The 20,774-nt window shown below is 70.1% G+C and carries 17 protein-coding genes and 1 pseudogene; 6 read left to right on the forward strand and 12 right to left on the reverse strand.

Annotated features, from left to right (window positions below; all coding sequences use genetic code 11):
- Window positions 1-16: 16 nt before the first annotated feature.
- Window positions 17-1,306, reverse strand: coding sequence for a cell division protein PerM (locus Vqi01_RS06410; protein ID WP_204033619.1), 1,290 nt, complete (start codon window positions 1,304-1,306; stop codon window positions 17-19).
- A 214-nt stretch (window positions 1,307-1,520) separates the two neighbouring features.
- Here Vqi01_RS06410 and Vqi01_RS06415 point away from each other — a divergent pair, with 214 nt between their 5' ends.
- Window positions 1,521-1,781, forward strand: coding sequence for a DUF4190 domain-containing protein (locus Vqi01_RS06415; RefSeq protein ID WP_204033620.1), 261 nt, complete (start codon window positions 1,521-1,523; stop codon window positions 1,779-1,781).
- Between the two features lie 45 nt (window positions 1,782-1,826).
- On the opposite strand, the gene sucD is transcribed toward Vqi01_RS06415, so the two are convergent.
- The 3 genes from sucD to icmB form a co-directional block, all read right to left on the reverse strand.
- A complete protein-coding gene (gene sucD, locus Vqi01_RS06420; protein WP_204033621.1) occupies window positions 1,827-2,714 on the reverse strand; it encodes a succinate--CoA ligase subunit alpha in 888 nt (295 codons plus the stop codon).
- A 4-nt stretch (window positions 2,715-2,718) separates the two neighbouring features.
- Window positions 2,719-3,897, reverse strand: a complete 1,179-nt coding sequence (sucC, locus tag Vqi01_RS06425) for an ADP-forming succinate--CoA ligase subunit beta (RefSeq protein WP_204033622.1) — start codon at window positions 3,895-3,897, stop codon at window positions 2,719-2,721.
- Between the two features lie 541 nt (window positions 3,898-4,438).
- The gene (icmB, locus tag Vqi01_RS06430) at window positions 4,439-4,843 is read right to left on the reverse strand and encodes a coenzyme B12-dependent isobutyryl CoA mutase small subunit (RefSeq protein ID WP_204033623.1); all 405 of its coding nucleotides are present in this window, start codon (window positions 4,841-4,843) and stop codon (window positions 4,439-4,441) included.
- A 487-nt stretch (window positions 4,844-5,330) separates the two neighbouring features.
- Between icmB and Vqi01_RS06435 the strand changes: the two genes are divergently transcribed.
- The gene (locus Vqi01_RS06435) at window positions 5,331-6,044 is read left to right on the forward strand and encodes a M23 family metallopeptidase (protein ID WP_204033625.1); all 714 of its coding nucleotides are present in this window, start codon (window positions 5,331-5,333) and stop codon (window positions 6,042-6,044) included.
- A 275-nt stretch (window positions 6,045-6,319) separates the two neighbouring features.
- A complete protein-coding gene (locus tag Vqi01_RS06440; protein ID WP_204033626.1) occupies window positions 6,320-7,105 on the forward strand; it encodes a M23 family metallopeptidase in 786 nt (261 codons plus the stop codon).
- Window positions 7,106-7,246: 141 nt separating this feature from the next.
- Here Vqi01_RS06440 and pcrA read toward each other — a convergent pair whose 3' ends face one another.
- Window positions 7,247-9,616, reverse strand: a complete 2,370-nt coding sequence (pcrA, locus tag Vqi01_RS06445; protein WP_204033627.1) for a DNA helicase PcrA — start codon at window positions 9,614-9,616, stop codon at window positions 7,247-7,249.
- A 290-nt stretch (window positions 9,617-9,906) separates the two neighbouring features.
- Between pcrA and Vqi01_RS06450 the strand changes: the two genes are divergently transcribed.
- Complete coding sequence (locus Vqi01_RS06450) at window positions 9,907-10,266, forward strand: chorismate mutase (RefSeq protein ID WP_372444323.1); 360 nt, start codon at window positions 9,907-9,909, stop codon at window positions 10,264-10,266.
- 222 nt (window positions 10,267-10,488) lie between these two features.
- Here the strand turns inward: Vqi01_RS06450 and Vqi01_RS06455 are convergent, their stop codons facing one another.
- The 7 genes from Vqi01_RS06455 to Vqi01_RS06485 form a co-directional block, all read right to left on the reverse strand.
- The gene (locus Vqi01_RS06455; RefSeq protein WP_204033628.1) at window positions 10,489-11,499 is read right to left on the reverse strand and encodes an ABC transporter ATP-binding protein; all 1,011 of its coding nucleotides are present in this window, start codon (window positions 11,497-11,499) and stop codon (window positions 10,489-10,491) included.
- Window positions 11,492-12,526: an ABC transporter ATP-binding protein gene (locus Vqi01_RS06460; protein WP_204033629.1), complete on the reverse strand. Its 1,035-nt coding sequence runs from the start codon at window positions 12,524-12,526 to the stop codon at window positions 11,492-11,494. Before Vqi01_RS06460 ends, Vqi01_RS06455 begins: the two co-directional genes overlap by 8 nt.
- Before the next feature lie 5 nt (window positions 12,527-12,531).
- Complete coding sequence (locus Vqi01_RS06465; RefSeq protein WP_204033631.1) at window positions 12,532-13,473, reverse strand: ABC transporter permease; 942 nt, start codon at window positions 13,471-13,473, stop codon at window positions 12,532-12,534.
- 150 nt (window positions 13,474-13,623) lie between these two features.
- Window positions 13,624-14,685 carry an ABC transporter permease gene (locus Vqi01_RS06470; protein WP_204033632.1) on the reverse strand — a complete coding sequence of 354 codons (1,062 nt, stop codon included), beginning with the start codon at window positions 14,683-14,685 and terminating at the stop codon, window positions 13,624-13,626.
- Window positions 14,686-14,770: 85 nt separating this feature from the next.
- Window positions 14,771-16,405, reverse strand: coding sequence for a peptide ABC transporter substrate-binding protein (locus tag Vqi01_RS06475; RefSeq protein ID WP_204033633.1), 1,635 nt, complete (start codon window positions 16,403-16,405; stop codon window positions 14,771-14,773).
- 358 nt (window positions 16,406-16,763) lie between these two features.
- The gene (locus Vqi01_RS06480; RefSeq protein WP_204033634.1) at window positions 16,764-17,450 is read right to left on the reverse strand and encodes a response regulator; all 687 of its coding nucleotides are present in this window, start codon (window positions 17,448-17,450) and stop codon (window positions 16,764-16,766) included.
- A complete protein-coding gene (locus tag Vqi01_RS06485) occupies window positions 17,450-18,715 on the reverse strand; it encodes an ATP-binding protein (protein WP_204033647.1) in 1,266 nt (421 codons plus the stop codon). Before Vqi01_RS06485 ends, Vqi01_RS06480 begins: the two co-directional genes overlap by 1 nt.
- A 168-nt stretch (window positions 18,716-18,883) precedes the next feature.
- Here Vqi01_RS06485 and Vqi01_RS06490 point away from each other — a divergent pair, with 168 nt between their 5' ends.
- Both Vqi01_RS06490 and Vqi01_RS06495 read left to right on the forward strand, forming a co-directional pair.
- A complete protein-coding gene (locus Vqi01_RS06490; RefSeq protein WP_204033635.1) occupies window positions 18,884-20,524 on the forward strand; it encodes a PspC domain-containing protein in 1,641 nt (546 codons plus the stop codon).
- Window positions 20,521-20,774 (forward strand): annotated as a pseudogene (locus Vqi01_RS06495) (hypothetical protein); the annotation flags it as partial. The gene Vqi01_RS06490 and the pseudogene Vqi01_RS06495, both read left to right, overlap by 4 nt.

Consider the following 20,774-nt stretch of genomic DNA (forward strand, 5'->3'; position numbering starts at 1 on the left):
CCAGCCGCCGGACAGATCAGGTGGCGTGCCGGGTGAGCCAGCGGGTGACAGCGGCGCCGAGCAGTGCGCCGCCGCCGATGACCACGGTCGCCACGAGCGCCACCTGCCAGCCGACCGGGCCGACCTCGGCCAGCCGGCCCGTGCCGAGCGGTCCACCCGAAGCCTCGGCGACCGCGCCCATCAGCAGGCCGGCCACCGGCCCGGCGAGCGCGGCCGGGGACAGCAGCGAAACCCAGCCCACCCGCGCCCGCCCGGCGGCGGGCGCCCGGAGCAACCGGCGGGCGAGCAGCCAGCCGACGGCCATCCCCACCAGGGCCGGGAGTGCGAGGATCGCGGCTGACCAGAGGCCGTCGACCGGCCCGCTGGGAAGCCCGGCGAACAACGGCAGGGCCGGCAGTGCGCCGATCGCGACCTCGCTGGTGCGCACCGCCGTGTCGGTGCCCACGGCGAACCCTGGGCCGAGCAAATAGCTGGTCGACCAGACAGTGGCGTTGGGCACGTAGGCCAGGCTCACCAGGGTGATACCGGCCTGCCCGGCCACGCCGGTGCGGTAGGCGCCGATCAAATCGGCCGCGTCGCCGCCGCCGGTCGCCACGGCCAGGCCCGCCACGGCCGCGCCCGCACCGAGCAACGCCAGCCCGGCCACCAGTCCGGCCCGCACCCCCTCCCGTACCGGCACCGGCGCTGAAGCGGCGAGCACGTCGGCCACCCGGCTGGTGCGGGCCGCACCGACGCCGGCGGCGAGCGTGCCGAGGGCGGCGAGCGTCAGCCCGGCCCGCACCGCCGACGCGCTGGGCCCGCCGGTGCGGAGCAGCATCGCGGCAAGCACACCCAGCAGGGCGTACGCGACACCGACCGCCACCGCGGCGACGGCCGTGCGGCTCGGTGACCGGCTGCCGCGGGCCCCGATCGCGCGGGTGACGTGCACCCCGGCGCGGGTGAGCCGCCACAGCGCCAGCGCGGTCACCGCGAGCGGTGTCAGGGCCAGCGGGCCGCTCTCCGTGACCAGCGGCACCCCGTGCCCGAGCAACCAGCCGGCCGCCCCGGCGCGCACCGCGCCAAACAGGCTGGCGCTGCCCTCGCTGAGCTGGAACAGCCAGAGTACGAGGGCCACCGGCAGCCAGGAGGTGAGGGCGGCCCCACCGGCGGCGACCAGCGCGGCGACCACGAGCGGCGCGTGGCTGCGACCGGTGGGCTCGCGCGGCAGGGGCACTCGACGCGGCGGACCGGCGCGGCCGGGCGGTCGGGCGCCGGCTCCCCGGCCGTCGGTGGCCCGGCGAGGCTGGTCAGGGGTGACAAAGGACATCGGCTCTACTCTGGCATGCCGCGTCGGCGTCGGCTGTCCGACACGGGCCCACCCGGGGTTTGGCGAGACCGGCAACCGGGCGCTGCGGGCAAGGCGGGGCAGGTGGAGTGGCCCGGCCAGGCGCTCTTATTCGGGCTGATCGGGTGTGGCATCGCACGGACCGGTCTAGCCTCGGCAGGAGGGGCCGTGACCCACTGATGTCCGGAGGGAAGTCGTGAACGCTCCGTATCCACCACCTCCACCGCCGCCTGCGGGCCGGGACCGCACCACACTCTGGGGCGTGCTGGGCATCGTGACCGGGCTGCTCTGCTGCGGCATCCTCGGCATCGTCTTCGGCTGGCTGTCGATCCGCGACGCGCGACGTTACGGAAAGTCGCCGGTGCTGGGCTGGGTGGCGATCGCCGTGGGTGTGCTCAACATCGTCGGCAGCCTGATCCTGCGGGCGGCCGGCTACCACCCGTACTGGAACCGCTGAGGGGCCGACCGCGCGGCCGGCCCCTCAGCGACACGTCGAGCTCAATCAGCCGGCGGACATGATCTCGCGCATCAGCTTCGCGGTCTCGGTCGGCGTCTTGCCGACCTTGACACCGACCGCCTCCAGCGCCGCCTTCTTGGCGTCGGCGGTACCCGCCGAGCCGGAGATGATGGCACCGGCGTGGCCCATGGTCTTGCCGGGCGGGGCGGTGAAGCCGGCGATGTAGCCGACCACCGGCTTGGTGACGTTGGCCTTGATGAACTCGGCGGCCCGCTCCTCGGCGTCGCCACCGATCTCACCGATCATCACGATGGCGTCGGTGTCCGGGTCGGCCTCGAACGCGGCCAGCGCGTCGATGTGAGTGGTCCCGATGATCGGGTCACCGCCGATGCCGACGCAGGTCGAGAAACCGATGTCGCGCAGCTCGTACATCATCTGGTAGGTCAGCGTGCCGCTTTTGCTGACCAGGCCGATCCGGCCGGCGCCGGTGATGTCGGCCGGGATGATGCCCGCGTTGGAGGCGCCCGGGGAGGCGATGCCGGGGCAGTTCGGGCCGATGATCCGGGTCCGCTCCCCCTTGGCCACGTTGTACGCCCAGAAGGCGGCCGTGTCGTGCACCGGCACACCCTCGGTGATCACCACGGCCAGCGGAATCCCGGCGTCGATCGCCTCGACGACCGCCCCCTTGGTGAACTGCGGCGGTACGAAGATGACGGTCACGTCGGCGCCGGTGTCCTTCATCGCGTCGGCGACGCTGGCGAAGACGGGCAGCTCGGTGCCGTCGAAGTCGATCGTGGTCCCCGCCTTGCGCGGGTTGACGCCACCGACGACGTTGGTGCCGGCGGCGAGCATCCGCCGGGTGTGCTTGGAACCCTCGGAGCCGGTCATCCCCTGGACGATGACCCTCGAGTCCTTGGTCAGCCAGATAGCCATGTCGTCAGACCCCCGCAGCCGCCAGCTCGGCGGCCCGCTCGGCCGCGCCGTCCATGGTGTCGACCCGCTCGATCAGCGGGTTGTTCGCGCCGTCGAGGATCGCTCGACCGGCCTCGGCGTTGTTGCCGTCGAGGCGCACGACGAGCGGCTTGGTCACCTGCTCGCCGCGCTCCTCCAGCAGGGCCAGCGCCTGCACGATGCCGTTGGCGACCGCGTCGCAGGAGGTGATGCCGCCGAAGACGTTGACGAAGACGCTCTTGACCGACGGGTCGGAGAGCACGATCTCCAGGCCGTTGGCCATCACCGCGGCGCTCGCGCCGCCGCCGATGTCCAGGAAGTTGGCCGGCTTGACGTTGCCGTGCCGCTCGCCGGCGTAGGCGACCACGTCGAGCGTCGACATGACCAGGCCCGCGCCGTTGCCGATGATGCCGACCTCGCCGTCAAGCTTGACGTAGTTGAGGTCCTTCTCCTTGGCGGCCTGCTCCAGCGGATCCACGGTCGCCTGGTCGACCAGAGCCTCGTGGTCCGGGTGCCGGAAGCCGGCGTTCTCGTCCAGCGAGACCTTGGCGTCCAGCAGCAGCAGCTTGCCGTCCTTGGTCTTCGCCAGCGGGTTCACCTCTACCAGCGTGGCGTCCTCGGCGACGAACGCCTTCCACAGACCGACGGCGATCTCGACGACCTGGTCGGCGAGCTCGGTCGGGAAGCCGGCGGCGGTGACGATCTCCCGGGCCTTGGCCTCGTCCACGCCCTCGACCGCGTCGATCGGGGCCTTGACGACCTTCTCCGGGGTCTCGGCGGCGACCTGCTCGATGTCCATGCCGCCGGCCACGCTGGCGATGCAGAGGAAGGTGCGGTTCGCCCGGTCGAGCAGGTACGAGAAGTAGTACTCCTCGGCCACGTCGGCGGTCACCGTGATCATGACCTTGTGGACCGTGTGGCCCTTGATGTCCATGCCGAGGATGTCGGTGGCGCGGGCCACCGTCTCCTCCGCGCCCTCGGCCAGCTTGACGCCGCCGGCCTTGCCTCGCCCGCCGACCTTCACCTGCGCCTTGACGACCACCCGGCCGCCGAGGCGCTCGGCGATCGCGCGGGCCTCCTCCGGGGTCGTGGCGACGCCGCCGGCGAGCACGGGCAACCCGTGCCGCTCGAACAGGTCCCGCCCCTGGTACTCGTACAGGTCCACGATTGCGCGTCCCGTCCCGTCTCTGCGGCGCACCGTCGCGCCGCCACCAAGCGTATGGAAAGAAAACAGTGCAACGCCTGACATCAGTTGAAGTTGAAGCAGGCCGGTGAATCCCGCACAACCCGAGCCGCGCGACCGCGTCTCGACCCTACGGCCCCCCGAAGCGTAAGGAAGGTTGGAAAGGATTCATTGGGCGCAGCCTAGCGATGCGGGCACGGTCGGCAGCCGATCGGGTGCGCGGTGTGCGGTAATCCACAACCTCAGCCCACGCTGCGTCACCGAGCCGCAGCGGGAGTCGACCGACTCACCCGTTCGGGCAGTCTTGCCTGGCCGACATCGCATGTCGGGTGCTGTGCGTAACCCTCGGCCGAGGGCGTCGTTGAGTCAGGTGTCGGCGCGCTGAACAGCGCGAAGACGCGAGAAACGGCCGATGCCCTGTCGGTCGAGGGGTGGCGGCGGGGCATCGTGCATAGAGGGGCCGGGCGTGTGAGGGGTGCGTCCGGCCCCTCCCCTTTTGGCAATCCGGTTCGCGGACGGTCGGTCAACCGACCGGCTGGGTGACGTTCTCCCGGACCCACTCCACGATGGACTGGGTCGTCGTGCCCGGCGTGAAGATCTTGGCCACGCCGAGCTGCTCCAGCTCCGGAATGTCGGCGTCGGGAATGATGCCTCCGCCGAAGACCACGATGTCCCGGGCATCCCGTTCGTCGAGCAGCTCCAGCACTCGACGGAACAGCGTCAGGTGCGCGCCGGAGAGCACGGACAGACCGACCGCGTCGGCGTCCTCCTGGATCGCGGTCTCCACGATCTGCTCCGGCGTCTGGTGCAGGCCGGTGTAGATGACCTCCATGCCGGCGTCCCGGAGCGCGCGTGCCACCACCTTGGCGCCACGGTCGTGGCCGTCCAGGCCCGGCTTGGCGACGACGACCCGAACACGAGAGCTCATCTGCGCATCCCTTTCACCGGCTCTACGGGACTCAGCTGAACGAACGGTAACGCGCCAGGCCGGGGCGCGGGAACGGGGCGGCCACCGGCCGGACCCCAGAACCAGGCACGGAACCGGCCGCGTACGGGGCGGGAAGGGGTGGCACGCGAGGACGGCGAAACCGGGCGCCACCATCACCTCACGCATAGATACAAGCGACGCGGGCCGCGTCAAGCCGGACGACTCCGCCGTTCGGTCACGGTGTGCGACGAACGGCGGATAACCAGGGCACCTCTCCAGCCTCCCGGACCATGACAATAACGGACGGAATCGGACAGAACGGAGCGGCGAATTCGGCGTTCCGGCTTGTGACTCGACTGACGGTTGGCTAACGTGTGCACGGTTGTCATCAGGCCTACGGACGGGTGACGACGTGGTCAGCCGCCGTTCGGTCCCTGATCTGGACGCCGGTCGAACCGCCTCGGAACCCCGACAACGGAGGGTATGCGTGCGCCAGCGCCTGTCGTCTGAGCCGGATCGATATCGCGGTCGCCGCCGCGTACCCACCCCCCCACGCAGCCGCTACGCCGCGGTCGTCACCACCGCCTTCGTCGGTGCCGGTGTGGTGGCCCTGGGGGCCGGCGCACTGCCGGACGCCAAGGACGTCAGCCCGTCGGTGCTCGACGAGCTGCGGCAGGCATCGATCAGCAGCCAGGGCGCGGCGGACCGCGTCGACGCCTCCGAGCGGGCGTCCCGCGACAGCCGAGGAGGTCCGCAGAGCGAGACCGACTCCGGAGTCTGGTTGCTGCCCCTACAGGGCTACGACTTCAACTCCCCGTACGGCATCCGCTGGGGCAAGCTGCACACGGGCGTCGACCTGGTCGCCCCGGAGGGAACCCCGTACGTCGCGATCCACGCTGGCACGGTCACCAAGGCCGGCTGGTTCGGCGGGTACGGCTACGCGGTCATCGTCCAGCACGCGGACGGCAGCGAGGCGATCTACGGCCACTCCAACGAGTTGAGCGTCCGCGAAGGCCAGCAGGTCAAGGCCGGCGACCAGCTTGGCCTGGTCGGCAACACGGGTCACTCGTACGGCTCTCACCTGCACCTGGAGATCCATGTCAAGGGCGAGCCGCTCGACCCGGTGCCGTGGCTGCAGGAACGCGGAGTGGACATCAAGCTACAAGTCGAGGCAATCTACAGCGAGGTAGTCGAGGACTGACGCCTGGTAACGCCCGCTGACCGCCCGGATCGATCGACCCGGGCGGTTTTGTTATGCCATCGAACCGAGAAAGTATCTCACGTCACAGGCGGGACTGTGGCGAAGGTCACGGCTCCCCGCCATCTCCGATCCGGTCAGTCGACCTCAGCGGCGGACAGACCCGGACGGGGCACGACGTCCAGCACCGACACCGGCACCACCCCGATACCCAGGGCGTGCCGGACCGACACCAGGATTTCGAGGTCACGTACCACTCGATCCAGTGAGGTCCCGTCGTGCAGGACAACAGCTCCACCCCGCACCGAAAGAATCCCGACGCCCCGGCCCGGCACCGGCGCCGTATCGGCTCGCGTGGCCGCTACCTGGTCATCGGTGCGGTCGCCCTGGTCGGGCTGGGCCTTGGCGGTGTCGCCATGGCCAGCCGCGATGACCGTCCCGCCCCCAGCCCGGTCGCCCTCGACACGCAGGCTCGCGCCGAGGCCGCCGAGCGGGCCGACCGGTCGGCCCGCGAACCGGCCGTCCCCGCCACGCCGGTCAGCCCGACACAGACCCCGTCGGCGAGTCCGACCGCCAGCGCGCGCCCGAGCACCAAGCCCAGCCCGAAGGCCACCGGGACCGCCAAGGCCACGCCGAAGCCGACCAAGAGCAAGGCCCCGAAGGCGTCCTGGGTGATCCCGATGGCCGGTGCCACCATCACCTCGTGCTACGGCCCTCGCTGGGGCACCCTGCACGCCGGCATCGACTTCGCGTTGCCCGCCGGCACCCCGGTCCGCGCCGCCTTCGGCGGCACCGTGACAAAGGCTGGCGACGTCGGTGACGGGTACGGCATCTCCGTCTTCGTCGACCACGGCAACGGCTACTTCACCCACTACGCCCACCTGAGCACGGCCAGGGTGAGCGTGGGCGACAAGGTCAGCACCGGGCAGACCATCGGCCTGGAGGGCTCCACGGGCGACTCGACCGGCCCGCACCTGCATTTCGAGGTGCACCAGGGGCAGATGTGGAACCAGATCGACCCGGCGCCTTTCCTGCGCGCCCGGGGCATCGACGTGGCCTGCTGACCATCGTTCCAGATCAGGCGAGCTTCGCGAGGTAGCTGGCCAGCGCGTCGTACGACTGGCGGGCGCCGTCGGCCATGCCGGAGGACACCAGGTCGGACGGCAGGGTCACCGTCGCGTCAAGCCCTCCAGGAAATGACCGTGTCAGAGTTTCTCGATCGGGGCGTGCCGCAGCACCAGCCACAGTGTCTGATCGCCGAAGTCGATCTGCGCCCGCGCGCCGGGGCCGTGGCCCTCCACCGCCACCACCCGGCCCAGTCCGTACCGCTGGTGGTTCACCCGATCCCCGGCCGTCACCTTCGGGCCCTGGGGCAGTTCGCTGGCGGTGGCCAGCCGGCTGCCGTCCACGCCGAGCTTCCGCGCCAGCTGCGCAGCCCTGGGCGTGCCGCCGCTGAAGCCGCTCGCCCGCTCGGCGCGACCACCCACGCCGCCACCGGCACCACCCCATGAGGTGTACGACCCCTCGGTCCGCTCCCAGCGAACCAGCTCGGGCGGCAACTCCTCGACGAACCGGGACGGCGGATTGTAGGCCGGCTGCCCCCAGGCCGAACGGGTCACCGCCCGGGAGAGGTAGAGCCGCTGCCGAGCCCGGGTGATGCCGACGTACGCCAGCCGCCGCTCCTCCTCCAACTCCCGGCTGTCGCCCAGAGAGCGCAGATGCGGGAAGACGCCGTCCTCGAGGCCGGTCAGGAAGACCACCGGGAACTCCAGCCCCTTCGCGGTGTGCAGCGTCATCAGGGTGACCACGCCCTGGTGCTCCGGGTCGTCCGAGGGGATCTGGTCGGCGTCGGCGACCAGCGCGACCTGCTCCAGGAAGCCGGCCACGGTCGCCCGCTCCCCCTCCGCGCCGGTCGCCTCGATCCGCTCGGTGTACTCGCGGGCGACGCTGACCAGTTCCTGGAGGTTGTCCAGCCGCCCGGCGTCCTGCGGGTCGAGGCTCTCCTCCAACTCGGTCAGGTACCCCGAGCGGGTCAGCACCGCCTCCAGCACCTCCTCCGGAGTGCCCTCGGCGGCCAACTCCCGCGCCGAGTCGAGCAGCGCGACGAACTCGGCGATGCCGTTGGCCGCCCGGGTGGAGATGCCCGGCGCGTCCCTGGCCCGCCGCAGCGCCGCGCCGAAGGAGATCCGATCGCGGCTGGCCAGCGCCTCCACGCACGCCTCGGCGCGCTCGCCGATGCCTCGCCGCGGCGTGTTCAGGATCCGCCGGAGGCTGACCGTGTCGTCGTCGTTGACCACCGCGCGCAGGTAGGCCAGCGCGTCGCGGACCTCCTTGCGCTCGTAGAAGCGCACCCCACCGACGACCTTGTACGGCAGGCCGACCCGGATGAACACCTCCTCGAAGACCCGGGACTGCGCGTTGGTGCGGTAGAAGACCGCCACGTCACCCGGGCGGGCCTCCCCCGCGTCGACCAGCCGGTCGATCTCCCGGGTCACCCAGTCCGCCTCTGCGTGCTCGGTGTCGGCCACGTACGCGACGATCGGCTCGCCGGCCCCGGCGTCACTCCACAGCCGCTTCGGCTTGCGGGAGGTGTTGCGGTCGATCACCGCGTTCGCCGCGTTCAGGATGGTCTGGGTGGAGCGGTAGTTCTGCTCCAGCAGGATGGTGCGGGCGTCGGTGAAGTCGCGCTCGAACTCGAGGATGTTGCGGATCGTCGCGCCCCGGAAAGCGTAGATCGACTGGTCGGCGTCGCCGACCACGCACAGCTCCGCCGGTTCGAGCCCTTCGGTGCCGGAGACCAGCTCCTTGATCAGGACGTACTGCGCGTGGTTGGTGTCCTGGTACTCGTCGACCAGCACGTGGCGGAATCGGCGGCGGTAGGTCTCGGCGACGTGCGGGTGCGACTGGAGCAGGTGCACCGTCATCATGATCAGATCGTCGAAGTCGAGCGCGTGCGCCTCGCGCAGCCGTCGCTGGTAGAGCGCGTACGCCTCGGCCAGCGCCCGCTCGTTGGGCCCGCTGGCCCGGGCGGCGAAGGTCTCCGGGTCGACCAGCTCGTTCTTCAGGTTGGAGACCTGGGCGGCCAGGCCGCGCGCCGGGTAGCGCTTCGGGTCCAGGTCGAGTTCCCGGGCGACCATCTGCATCAGCCGGCGGGAGTCGTCGGCGTCGTAGATCGAGAAGGTGGACTTCAGGCCGGCGTGCTCGTGTTCGGCCCGCAGGATCCGTACGCAGGCGGAGTGGAAGGTGGAGACCCACATCAGCCGGGCGCGCGGACCGACCAGGGCGGCGACCCGGTCCTTCATCTCGCCGGCGGCCTTGTTGGTGAAGGTGATCGCGATGATCTCGCCCGGGTGCACGTCCCGCGCGGCGAGCAGGTACGCGATCCGGTGGGTCAGCACCCGGGTCTTGCCGGAACCGGCGCCGGCGACGATCAGCAGCGGCGAACCGGCGTGGGTGACCGCGTCCCGCTGCGGGCCGTTGAGGCCCTCGACCAACTGCAGCGGGTCGAGACGGCCGGGCACGGCCCGGTGAGCCGGGGCGGGCTCGGACGAGGGAATTTCAAAGAGAGGACGCATCGCCAGCCGAGTCTATGCCGTAAGGAAGGGCACCTTATTAACGCCTCCGGTAGAGGAAGGGCCCCTTCTTAACGTTTCCCTTGCGCGCCACCCGGCCGGGCGGCATACTCAACGGCGTGTTCGACCAGCGCTTCTACTTTTTCTACGGCACCGGGAGTCCGGCTGCCGTGGGTCGCGCCTGATCGACAAGACCTGCCAAAGCCCTGGGCTCCTCGGAGTCCGGGGCTTTGCTCGTCCCGGGATCCGGGCACCGGGCACCAGACCGTGAGAGGTACCCGAAGATGACAGACGTGATGGAGCAGAGTGGCGCCCGGGCCGGATCCGGTGTGACCTCGAATGGCAACGGCCCGGCCGGTGGCCCCGGACCCGAGCCGGCCAACCCGGGCACCGGCACCACGGAGCCGGGCGCTGCCGCCCGGATCGCCGAGATCCGGGTACGTATCGACGAGATCGATCGCACCCTCATCGAGCTGTGGCAGGAGCGGGCCGAGCTGTCCCGCGAGGTCGGTACGACCCGGATGGCCTCCGGCGGGACCCGGCTCGTGCTCTCCCGCGAGCAGGAGATCCTGGAACGCTTCCGCTCCGCTCTCGGTGCCGACGGCACGCAACTCGCCCTGCTGCTCCTGCGGGCCGGCCGCGGCCCGCTCTGAGCACCGCATTGCGGCCCGCTCTGAGCACCGCACCGCGGCCCGCTCCGGGCAGCATGCCGTCGCCCGCACCGGCCGGCTCCGGACGCCAGCCAGCCGCGCCAGGCAAAGCACAGGACCGGGGCGCCGGCCGTTCATGACGGCCGACGCCCCGGATCATTGAGGAGGCACTACCTTCACCGCCGATCCCGGTACGGATGGTCGGGCTCGACGGCGTCTGTGTGGCTACTCCGTCGCGTGCACCACGTCGCGTACCTCGGCGAAGTGGCAGGCGCTCGGGTGGCCGGATTTTTCCCGGATCTGAAGGAGCGGCTCCTGCTCGGCGCAGATGTCCTGGGCTTTCCAGCAGCGGGTGCGGAATCGGCAGCCCGACGGCGGATCGGCCGGCGACGGCACATCGCCGGTCAGCACGATCTGGTCCCGCTGCCCGCGCAACTTCGGGTCGGGCACCGGCACCGCTGACAACAGCGCCTGGGTGTACGGGTGGGTGGGGGTCTCGTAGATCTCGTCCTCGGTCCCGATCTCCACGATCTTCCCGAGGTACATGACCGCGACCCGGTCGGCGATGTGCCGGACCACCGACAGGTCGTGGGCGATGAAGATGTACGACAGGCCCAGCTCGTCCTGGAGCTTCTCCAACAGGTTGATCACCTGCGCCTGAATGGAGACGTCCAGCGCGGAGACCGGCTCGTCACAGAGAATGATCTCCGGGTTGAGCGCCAGCGCCCGGGCGATGCCGATGCGCTGCCGCTGACCGCCGGAGAACTGGTGCGGGTAGCGGTTGATGTGATCGGGGTTGAGACCGACCAGCTCCAACAGCTCCTGCACCTTGGCCCGCCGCTTGGCCTTGGGCACCACGTCCGGGTGCACCTCGAACGGCTCACCGATGATGTCGCCGACGGTCATCCGCGGGTTCAGCGAGGTGTACGGGTCCTGCATCACCAGCTGGATGTTGCGCCGACCCCGGCGCCGCTCCTCGGCACCGACCCTGGACATGTTCTTACCCTGCACGAACAGGTCGCCGGAGGTCGGCGTCTCCAACCCGACCAGCATCCGGGCCAACGTCGACTTGCCGCAGCCGGACTCGCCCACGATGCCGAGCGTCTCGCCCCGGCGCAGTTCCAGGTTGATCCCGTCGACCGCACGCACCGCGCCGTACTGCTTCTTGAAGACGACTCCCCGGGTCAGCGGGAAGTGCTTGACCAGGTTCCTGGTCTCCAGCACCAGATCACTCATCGCCCTTGACCTCCTTCCAGAAGTGGCAGGCGGCCGTCCGGCTCGGCGACACCTGGTACAGCGGCGGCGCCGGCTCCTCGCGGCAGACCTCCTGGGCGTACCGGCACCGGGGGTTGAACGCGCAACCCTGCGGGATGTTGGTCAGTGCCGGCGGCAGGCCCTTGATCGCGCTGAGTTCCTGGCCCTTGAGGTCCAGGCGCGGGATCGACTCCAGCAGACCCTTGGTGTACGGGTGAGCCGGGCTGGCGTAGATGTCGTCCACGCTGGCTTCCTCGATGACCCGGCCGGCGTACATGACTGAGATGCGGTCCGCCACGTCCGCCACCACACCCATGTCATGGGTGATCAGCACCAGGCCCATGTTCCGTTCCCGCTGCAGCTCGGCCAGCAGCGCCATGATCTGGGCCTGCACGGTCACGTCCAGCGCGGTGGTCGGCTCGTCGGCGATCAGCACCTCGGGGTCGAGGGCCAGCGCCATCGCGATCATGACCCGCTGCCGCATACCGCCGGAGAACTGGTGCGGGTAGTCGTTCACCCGCTGCCTGGCCGCCGGAATCTTGACCAGGTCGAGCAGTTCGACGGCGCGCGCCTTGGCGTCCTGGCGGGACATTCCGCGATGCATGCGGAACAGCTCGGCCAGTTGGAAGCCGACGGTGAAGACCGGATTCAGCGCGGAGAGCGCATCCTGGAAGATCATCGCGATCCGGTTCGCCCGCACCTTGCGGCGTTCGGACTCCGGCAGCTTCAGCAGGTCGACGCCGCGGTAGAGGATCTCCCCACCGGTGACGAAGCCGGGCGGGCTGTCCAGGATGCCCATGATCGCCTGCGCGGTCACGCTCTTGCCGCAGCCGGACTCGCCGAGGATCGCCCGGGTCTCGCCGGCCCGCAGGTCGAAGCTCACCCCGTTGACGGCGTGGGCGATTCCGTTGCGGGTACGGAACTCCACGTGCAGGTTCTTGACCTGCAGCGGCAGCGCGTTCGGGTCGACGCCCGCCAGCGCGTCCAGCTTGACGTTCACATCAGTCATGACGCTCACCGGAACTTCGGGTCGAGGGCGTCACGCAGGGCGTCACCCATGAGGATGAAGGACAGCACGGTGCCCACCAGCAGACCACAGGGGAAGAGCAACAGCCACGGGTCCTCCAGGAAGTAGACCTGGTGGGTGCTGATCATGATGCCCCAGGACTGCGCAGGCGGCTGCAACCCGACGCCGAGGTAGGTCAGCGTTGCCTCTGCGGCGACGAACGAGCCGAGCACGATGGTGGCGTAGACCAGCATCGGGGCGATCGCGTTGGGCAGGATGTGCCGGAACATCACCCGTCCGTTGCGGGCACCGACCGCCTTCGCGGCGTGCACGTAGTCCAGATCCTTCGAGGAGATCACGCTGCCTCGGATGATCCGGGCGATCACCGGCCAGGTCAGCAGGAACAGCACCATGGCGATGGTGAACTCGTTCTGCCGCTTGATGACGGTGAGGAAGACGATCGCGCCGAGCAGGAACGGCAGCGAGAGGAAGACGTCCATCACCCGGGAGATGATCGTGTCGACCCATCCACCGTAGTAGCCGGCGAGCAGTCCGAGGGTGCCACCAATGACGATCATCGTACCGGTGGCCATGATCGCGATGATCATCGAAGGCCGGGCACCGTAGATGGCGTGCGAGTAGTAGTCGCACCCGAGGATGTCGGTGCCGAACACGTGCTCGGCGCTCGGGGACAGCCGGGACCGGTCGGTGGTGCAGTCCCGGGGGTCCTGGCTGGTCCACAACTTCGGGAAGGCCGCCATCGAGCCGACCGCGAGGATGTAGAGAAGCGCGATCACGAAGGTCGGGTCGCGCATCAACTGCCGGCGGGCGTCCGCCCACAGGCTGCCGCTGCGCTGCTTCCCGCCGGTGGCCGGTTGGTCCGGCAGCGGGCCGTCGCCGGAGACCGGTCCGCCACCGACGGCGGTGCCTGCGCTCGTCAGATCGCTCATGCCGGCACCCCACTTCGCTCCGTGCCGCCATGAGGCAGCGCCGCACTGAGCCTGACGATTCGCTCGCTCCGCTCGCTCATGTCCACACCTCGTTTCGCTCTGCCCTGCCGTGGGCGGGGGTCTCCCGCCGGGTCACTCGCTACGACGCCGTCACTCATAGCGGATCCTCGGGTCGAGTACGGCGTACAGAATGTCAACCAGCAGGTTGGCGAGCAGGACGACCAGCACCAGCATGGTCACCACGCCGATCACCACCGACGATTCGCCGGTTCGGGCGGACATCGTCACCAGCCGACCGATGCCGGGCACGTTGAAGATCGTCTCGGTGACCACCGCGCCGGCCATCGCCGCGCCGATGTCGACACCGAGGAAGGTGATCACCGGGATCAGCGAGTTGCGCAGCGTGTGCACGCCGATGACCCGCTTGTTGGTCAGCCCCTTGGCCTTGGCCGTGCGCACGTAGTCGGCCCGGACGTTCTCCATGATGCTGGTCCGGGTGAGCCGGGCGGTGGTGGCAAGCGAAACCGAGCCGAGCACCATGCCGGGGATGATCAGGCTGGCGAAGGGGTAGTCGGGCTTGAACACGGGGCTGAACACCCCGACGGAGATCAGGTCGGGGATCCAGTCCTGTCCCCGCAGCACGTTGCCGAACTTGACCCCGACGAACTCCCGCACCACCAGGCCGAGCACGAAGATCGGCACCGAGATGACGAAGACCGTGCTGATCTTCACCATGTAGTCGAGGAAGCTGCCGCCGCGCAGACCCGCCAGCACACCCGCCGCGATGCCGACGACCGCCTCGAAGACGATCGCGATCACCAGCAGCTTGAGGGTGAACGGAATGGCGTTCGAGACCAGGTCGGTGACTTCCTGCTGGCGCAGGTTGATGCCGAAGTCGAAGTTGAAGAAGATGCCGTGGAGACGGTCGAAGAAGAGGCCGGGCTCGTAGCCCGTGCCCAACCAACCTCCGCCGTCCTCCGCTGCCCGCCACAGGCATGGGTCGCCTTTACGGTCCAGGCAGGGGTCACCGTAGCCGAGCCGCTCGGTGATGGCTTGCAGCAGCGCAGGCGGCGGGGTCCGGTCACCGAAGAGCGCCCGCACCGGGTTTCCGCTGAACTGAACCGCCAGCGAGGTGATGTAGTGAAGCAGAAACATGGTGCCCAGCACAGTTGGGATGAACTGGAGCAACCGTCGGATGACGTAGCGCCCCATCTCGGGGTCTCCTCTCGGCGCTGACGTGGCGGCAACGATCACCCTGGTGGGGTGATCGTTGCCGCCACGTCGTGTTACGGCTGGATCAGGACTTCTGCTTCAGCGAGGTCGCACCGTAGTCGGCGTCCGAGACCTTGTTCCAGACGAACTGGTCCACGTTCTCGCTGTAGATCGCCCCTTCCTTGCGCCACCACATCGGGATGACCGGCAGTTCCTCGCCCAGGATGTCCTCCGCCTTCTGGTACGACGGGATGGCAGCCTGCATCGACTCGGCCGCGTCGCCTTCCTTCAGCAGGGCGTCGACCTCGGCGTTGCTGTAGCCCGAGTTGTTGCTGCCCGCGCCCGTGCCGTACAGCGGGTACAGGAAGGTCTCCAGGAACGGGTAGTCCGGGCCCCAGCCGAGACGGAACGGACCGGTGAACTTCTTCTTGTCCGCGGTCTCGAGGTACTCGGCGAACTGCAGGTTGACCTTCAGCTCGTAGTCGATGCCCAGCGCGGCCTTGATCTGGTCACCGACCGCCTGCAGCCACTGGTCGTGGCCGGCGCCCGCGTTGGCCCACAGGGTCAGCTTCTTGCCGGCCGGCCAGCCGCCGGCCTCGGCGAGCAGCTGCTTCGCCTTCTCGACGTCCTTGGTGCAGTACTGGCACACGTTCTCCCGGGCGCCCTCGAAGCTCGGGGCGACGAAGCCGGTGGCCGGCGCGTTCCGGCCGTCGAAGACGGCGTCGATGATGGACTGGCGGTCGATCGACAGGGAGAGGGCCTGGCGGATCCGCTTATCCTTGAAGTCGTCGTTGTAGATCGGGAAGCCGACGTAGGTGAAGCTGTCACCGGCCAGCTCGAACATCCGGTCGCCGTACTGCTGCTTGGCCTCCTTGTAGCGGGCCGGCGGCAGGGTGTACATCACGTCCAGCTCACCGGCCTGGAAGGCGGCGTAGCCGGCGTCGACGTCGGCGAAGATGCGGTACTCGATGCGGTCCGGCTTGCCGGGCTCGCCCTTCCAGCTGTCGCTGCGGACCAGGTTGATCGCAACGTTGTGCTGCCAGCTGCCGTCCATCTTGTACGGGCCGTTGCCGATCGGGGTCTCGTTGCACTTGGCGATGTCCTCGACGCACGCCTGGGCCATCGGGAAGAAGCCCGGGTAGCCGATCGTAGTCGGGAAGCCGGAGAAGGGGGCGTCCAGCTCGACGGTGAAGGTGAGATCGTCGACCTTCTTCAGGCCGGCGAGTTCCTTGGTCGCCGGCTCCGGGGCCTTCTTCGGGCCGTCGCCGTCCGGGTCCTCGGGCTGGAGGTCCTTGACGCCGGCGATCCGCTTCATGAAGTAGCCGTTGTTCTGGGCGTTTGGCCCGTAAGCGGCGTAGTTCCACGAGCGGATGAAGGCGTCGGCGTTGACCGGCTCACCGTTGTCGAAGGTGTAGCCGCTCTTGATCTTGATCGTCCAGACCTTCTGGTCGTCCGACTCGACCGACTCGGCCAGGTCCAGCTCGACCGCGGAGGTGTCTGCGTTGTACTTGACCAGACCGCGATACAGCTGGCGGATCACATACAGCGACGGCTCGTCGTCACCGCCGGAAGGCGTCAGGAACGCCGGCTCCGCATTGTAGACGCGCAGCGTACCGCCGGCCTGGCCGGCGTCGTCGCTGTCGCCACCGCTGCCACAGGCGGTGGCCAACATGGCGGTGGCGGTCGCTACGACCGCCACCTTCAGGAATTTCCCGCGCATGGGAGTGCCTCCTCAGGGCGCTCGGCTCACGAGGGGGTGTGAGTGCCTGCCACTGTGACACCCGATGCGCCCAAGCCGAAAGGCGTGTTATCAAGCCGATACCCGCCCGGGACGGGGTCGACATCCACCAGGAGTCGCTTTCAGCGCCCGCCGGACGAAGCTATGAGCTGGCCGTCAAGGCATTTTTGCGCCTGAACGGACGATTGGCAGGACGACGTCGGCGGCCATCCGGACAACCCGGAACCATGACGTGAATCGCGCCACTTATGCCCAGCATGCTACCCGAACGGATGACATCAACTCCAGCCGGGCGGCCGAGCTGGCTGCCCGGCTGATCAGCCCCCGGCGCGGTCCGGAGTCACACCAACCGTCGATCCGCAGCCCACCGGGACAGTTCGTACCGGTTGGACATCTGAAGCTTGCGGAGCACGTTGGAGACGTGCGTCTCGACCGTCTTGATCGAGATGTACAGCTCCCGGGCGATCTCCTTGTACGCGTACCCCCGGGCGAGCAACCGCAGCACCTCGCGTTCCCGGTTGGTCAACTGGTCCAGCTCGGGATCGGCGACCGGAGCGTCCGGACGGGCGGCGAAGGCATCCAGCACGAACCCGGCCAGCCGCGGACTGAACACGGCGTCACCGTCGGCCACCCGACGGATCGCGGCGGCCAGTTCGTCCGGCGAGATGGTCTTGGTGACGTAACCCCGGGCACCGGCCCGGATCAGCCCGATCACGTCCTCGGCGGCGTCGGAGACACTGAGCGCCAGGAAGCGCACCTGGGGGTGGCTGCGCCGCATCGCCTCCAGCACCGCCCGGCCGCCGCCGTCGGGCATGTGCACGTCGAGCAGGACGACGTCCGGTTCGGTGGCCGCGATCCGGCTGACCGCCTCAGCGACCGTGCTCGCCTCGCCCACCACCTCGACGTGCGCTCCCAGCTCGGCGCGGACGCCCGCGCGGAACATGGCGTGGTCGTCGACCAGGAACACCCGCAGCCGCTCCGGCCCGGTACCCGCCGGCTCGACCGGTCGCGTGGACTGCTCGGCCATCATCTGTCCCTTTCCGCCGTGGCCGAGTCCCGGCTGATCGGCAGGATCAACCGGACCTCGGTCCCCTCCCCCGGCCGAGAGCGGATCTCCGCTCGGCCGCCGTGCCGCTTCATCCGCCCGACGATCGAGCCCCGCACGCCGTGCCGGTGATGTTCCACGGTATCCGGGTCGAATCCCGCGCCTCGGTCCCGTACGAAGACACTCACCTGCTCGGGCTCGACCTCGGCGTACAACGAGACGGTCTGCACCCCGGCGTGCCGCGCGGCGTTGACCAACGCCTCACGGGCAGCGGCGACCAGGGCGCCGACCCGCTCGTCGGTCTCCCGGTCGCCGACCACCACGGCCTCAACGGTGATCGCGAAAGTGTCCTCGACCTCGGCGGCGGCCTGCTCCAGCGCCGCCGCGAAGCGTTCGGTCGGCGACGCGGTCGGCTTGTAGAGCCAGTTGCGCAGCGACCGTTCCTGGCCACGGGCGAGTCGCTGCACGGTCTTCACGTCGTTGGCGTTGCGTTGGATCAACGCGAGGGTGTGCAGCACCTGGTCGTGCACCATCGCCGCCAGTTCGGCCCGCTCCTGCTCGCGGATGCGCCCCTCGCGCTCCGAACGGAGCTGGTTCCACGTCCGCCAGAGCACCGGCGCGGCCACCACGCCGACGCCCGCCAACCCGACCAGCGCGAAGATGATCCCGTTGACCACGGCATCCAGGTTCTGCGCCGGGGAGTAGACGGCGGCGACCCCGATGATGCCGACCGCGACCAGCACCCCGCCGCCGACGAAGCGGAGCACGAAGGCGCGACGGTCGCTCTCCTCTATCACCGCGCCGAGCCAGGGCACCGGCATCGACTCACCCCACTGGCGCCGCCGCTCCGGCGCCGACTGGTGCCAGATCACCCCGGCGCCGACCGCGATGATGGCGACCAGCCAGCCCGCGGTGCCGGCCGCGCCGATCGAGTCGAAGACCAGGACCTGAAGCAGGAGTACGCCGAGCCCTATCGCGACGAACGGAAGCAGTTGCCCGATGTCCCGGCGGGGCGGTACGGCGGTGTCGCCGGGGCGCACCGGTACCACGGCCCAGAAGGCCGCGTAGAGCAGCAGGCCGAGCCCGCTCAGCCCGAGCAACACCATGAAGGCGACCCGAACCCGGATCACCGGGACGCCAAGATGCTCGGCGATGCCGGCGGCCACCCCGGCCGCCATCCGATGCTCCGGAGCGCGGTAGAGGCGGGGTGGTTGGCTGACGGCGCTGATCGTGGACTCCCTGGTCAGGACGGGTCGGGGACAGCGGTCGAGGAGACGGCTCGTCCCGATCGTCACACGTGGCGTGGCCGCCCGACCACGGGGACGCCCCGGACATTCCGGCAGGCCGGATCTCAGGGTGGGGTCAGGGTCACCTCCGGAGGTCGTTCGGGCGCCCGGCACAGCAGGATCGGAGACATGACCGACGACGCTGCTCAGCGGCCGGGTCCGACGGAACCGGAGCGGACTCCGGAGACGCCCGCCGAGCCGGCCGCGCCCGGATCGCCCGGTGCCCCGGAGGGCCTCGGGGCGCCGACCACCACCGCACCCTCCGGCGCCCCGCCGCCACGAGCGGACGGCCCGCCACCACGAGCGGACGGCCCGCCACCACGAGCGGACGACCCGCCGTCGGGGCGCGGACCGGGCACCGCCTTCGGTGGTGCCGGCTTCACCTCGCGGTACGGGCTCATCCGCCCCCGTGACGGCCGATACCTGGCTGGCGTGTGCGCCGCCGTCGGCCGGGCCACCAACACCGATCCGGTGCTCTGGCGGGTGTTGCTCGCGGTGCTGGGCTTCTTCGGCGGCGTCGGTGTCCTGGTCTACGTCGCCGCCTGGCTGATCATCCCGAATGAGGGCGACAGCGCCTCGCCGGTCGAGTCCATGCTGGGCCGCGGCCGCTCCAGCATGTCCCCGGTCACCGTGATCGTGCTCAGCATCCTGGTGGCGGTGGGGTTCGGCTACATCGTCACCGACGCGTTCCGCGCGGTGCTGCTCGGCGCGGCGATCCTGGTCGGCGGCGCGCTGCTGCTCAACCGCCAGCAAGGGGAACCACGGCCCGGCGAGCCGCCGACCGCGACAGCGGGTGCAGCGACCGGCCCCGTGCCGCCGCGCACACCGACCGGCCCGGTGCCGCCGATCAGCCATCCCGCCCCGACCGGGTACCCGCCGCCGTACCCCGGGTTCGTCACCACCCCGCCCGCGCCCGCTTTCCCGCCGTACACCCCGACCCCGCACGTCCCGCCGCCCGGAGCCCCGGTTGCCGGCCAGTCCGAGGAGCCCACCCTGAACCTGCCCCCGGCACCGTGGCCGTCGGCCGGCGCCCCGACCGCGCCACCCGGGCCACCGACCTACCGCCCCCCATTCGCCCCGTACGGCCCGTACGCCAGCCAGGGCATGCCGGTCCCACCGCCGGCCAGACCCAAGCCGCCCAAGCCGCCCAAGAAGCCCCGCGAGCGCTCCGCCCTCGGCGCGGTGACCTTCTCGTTGATCTTCGTCGCCCTGGGTGTGGTCGGCATCCTCGACCTGCTCGACGTGTTCGGGGTCGGCGCCTCCGCCTACTTCGCCGCGGCGCTCGCCGTGATCGGTCTCGGCCTGCTGGTGGGCACCTGGTTCGGCCGGGCCCGCTGGCTGATCGCCCTCGGCCTGGTGACCGCCGCCGCGTTGGGCGTGGCCACCATCGCCGAGTCGTACGACCGGGTCCGCGGGGTGGACGGCACCGTGACGTGGGCGCCGAGCAACCACCGGGAACTGGCCGTGCGGTACGAGCAGAGCTTCGCCGACGCGGTGCTCGACCTGCGCGCGATCGACTTCGACCAGCAGGACATCGAGATCAGCGTCGTCATCAACTTCGGCGAGGCGACCGTGGTGGTGCCGCCGAACGTGGACGTCACCACCGTGGCGCACATCGCCGCCGGTGACGTCAAGATTTTCGGCCACCGCGCCAGCGGCCTGGACAATCGGCTCGCGGAAATCGTCGACCTCGGAGCGGACGGGGCCGGCGGCGGAAAGCTACGCCTGGACCTGCACGTCAACGCTGGACACATGGAGGTGACCCGGTGAGGCTCCACCGCACCGATCTGGTGTCGTTCGCCTTCGGGCTGCTCTTCCTCGCGTTCGCCGCCTGGTGGCTGCTCGCCCAGATGCTCGGCCTCGTCCTGCCGCCGGTCGGCTGGTTCCTGGCCGGAGGGTTGATCCTGATCGGCGGGCTCGGCCTGGTCGGCGCACTGCGCTCCGGCCGTCACGCCGCCCCGCCGGAAACGCCCGAGCCGCACATCGGCACCGCCGGCACGTCCGGCACCGCCGGCACGTC

This window comes from Micromonospora qiuiae (assembly GCF_016863555.1).
GTDB classification, from domain to species: domain Bacteria; phylum Actinomycetota; class Actinomycetes; order Mycobacteriales; family Micromonosporaceae; genus Micromonospora; species Micromonospora qiuiae.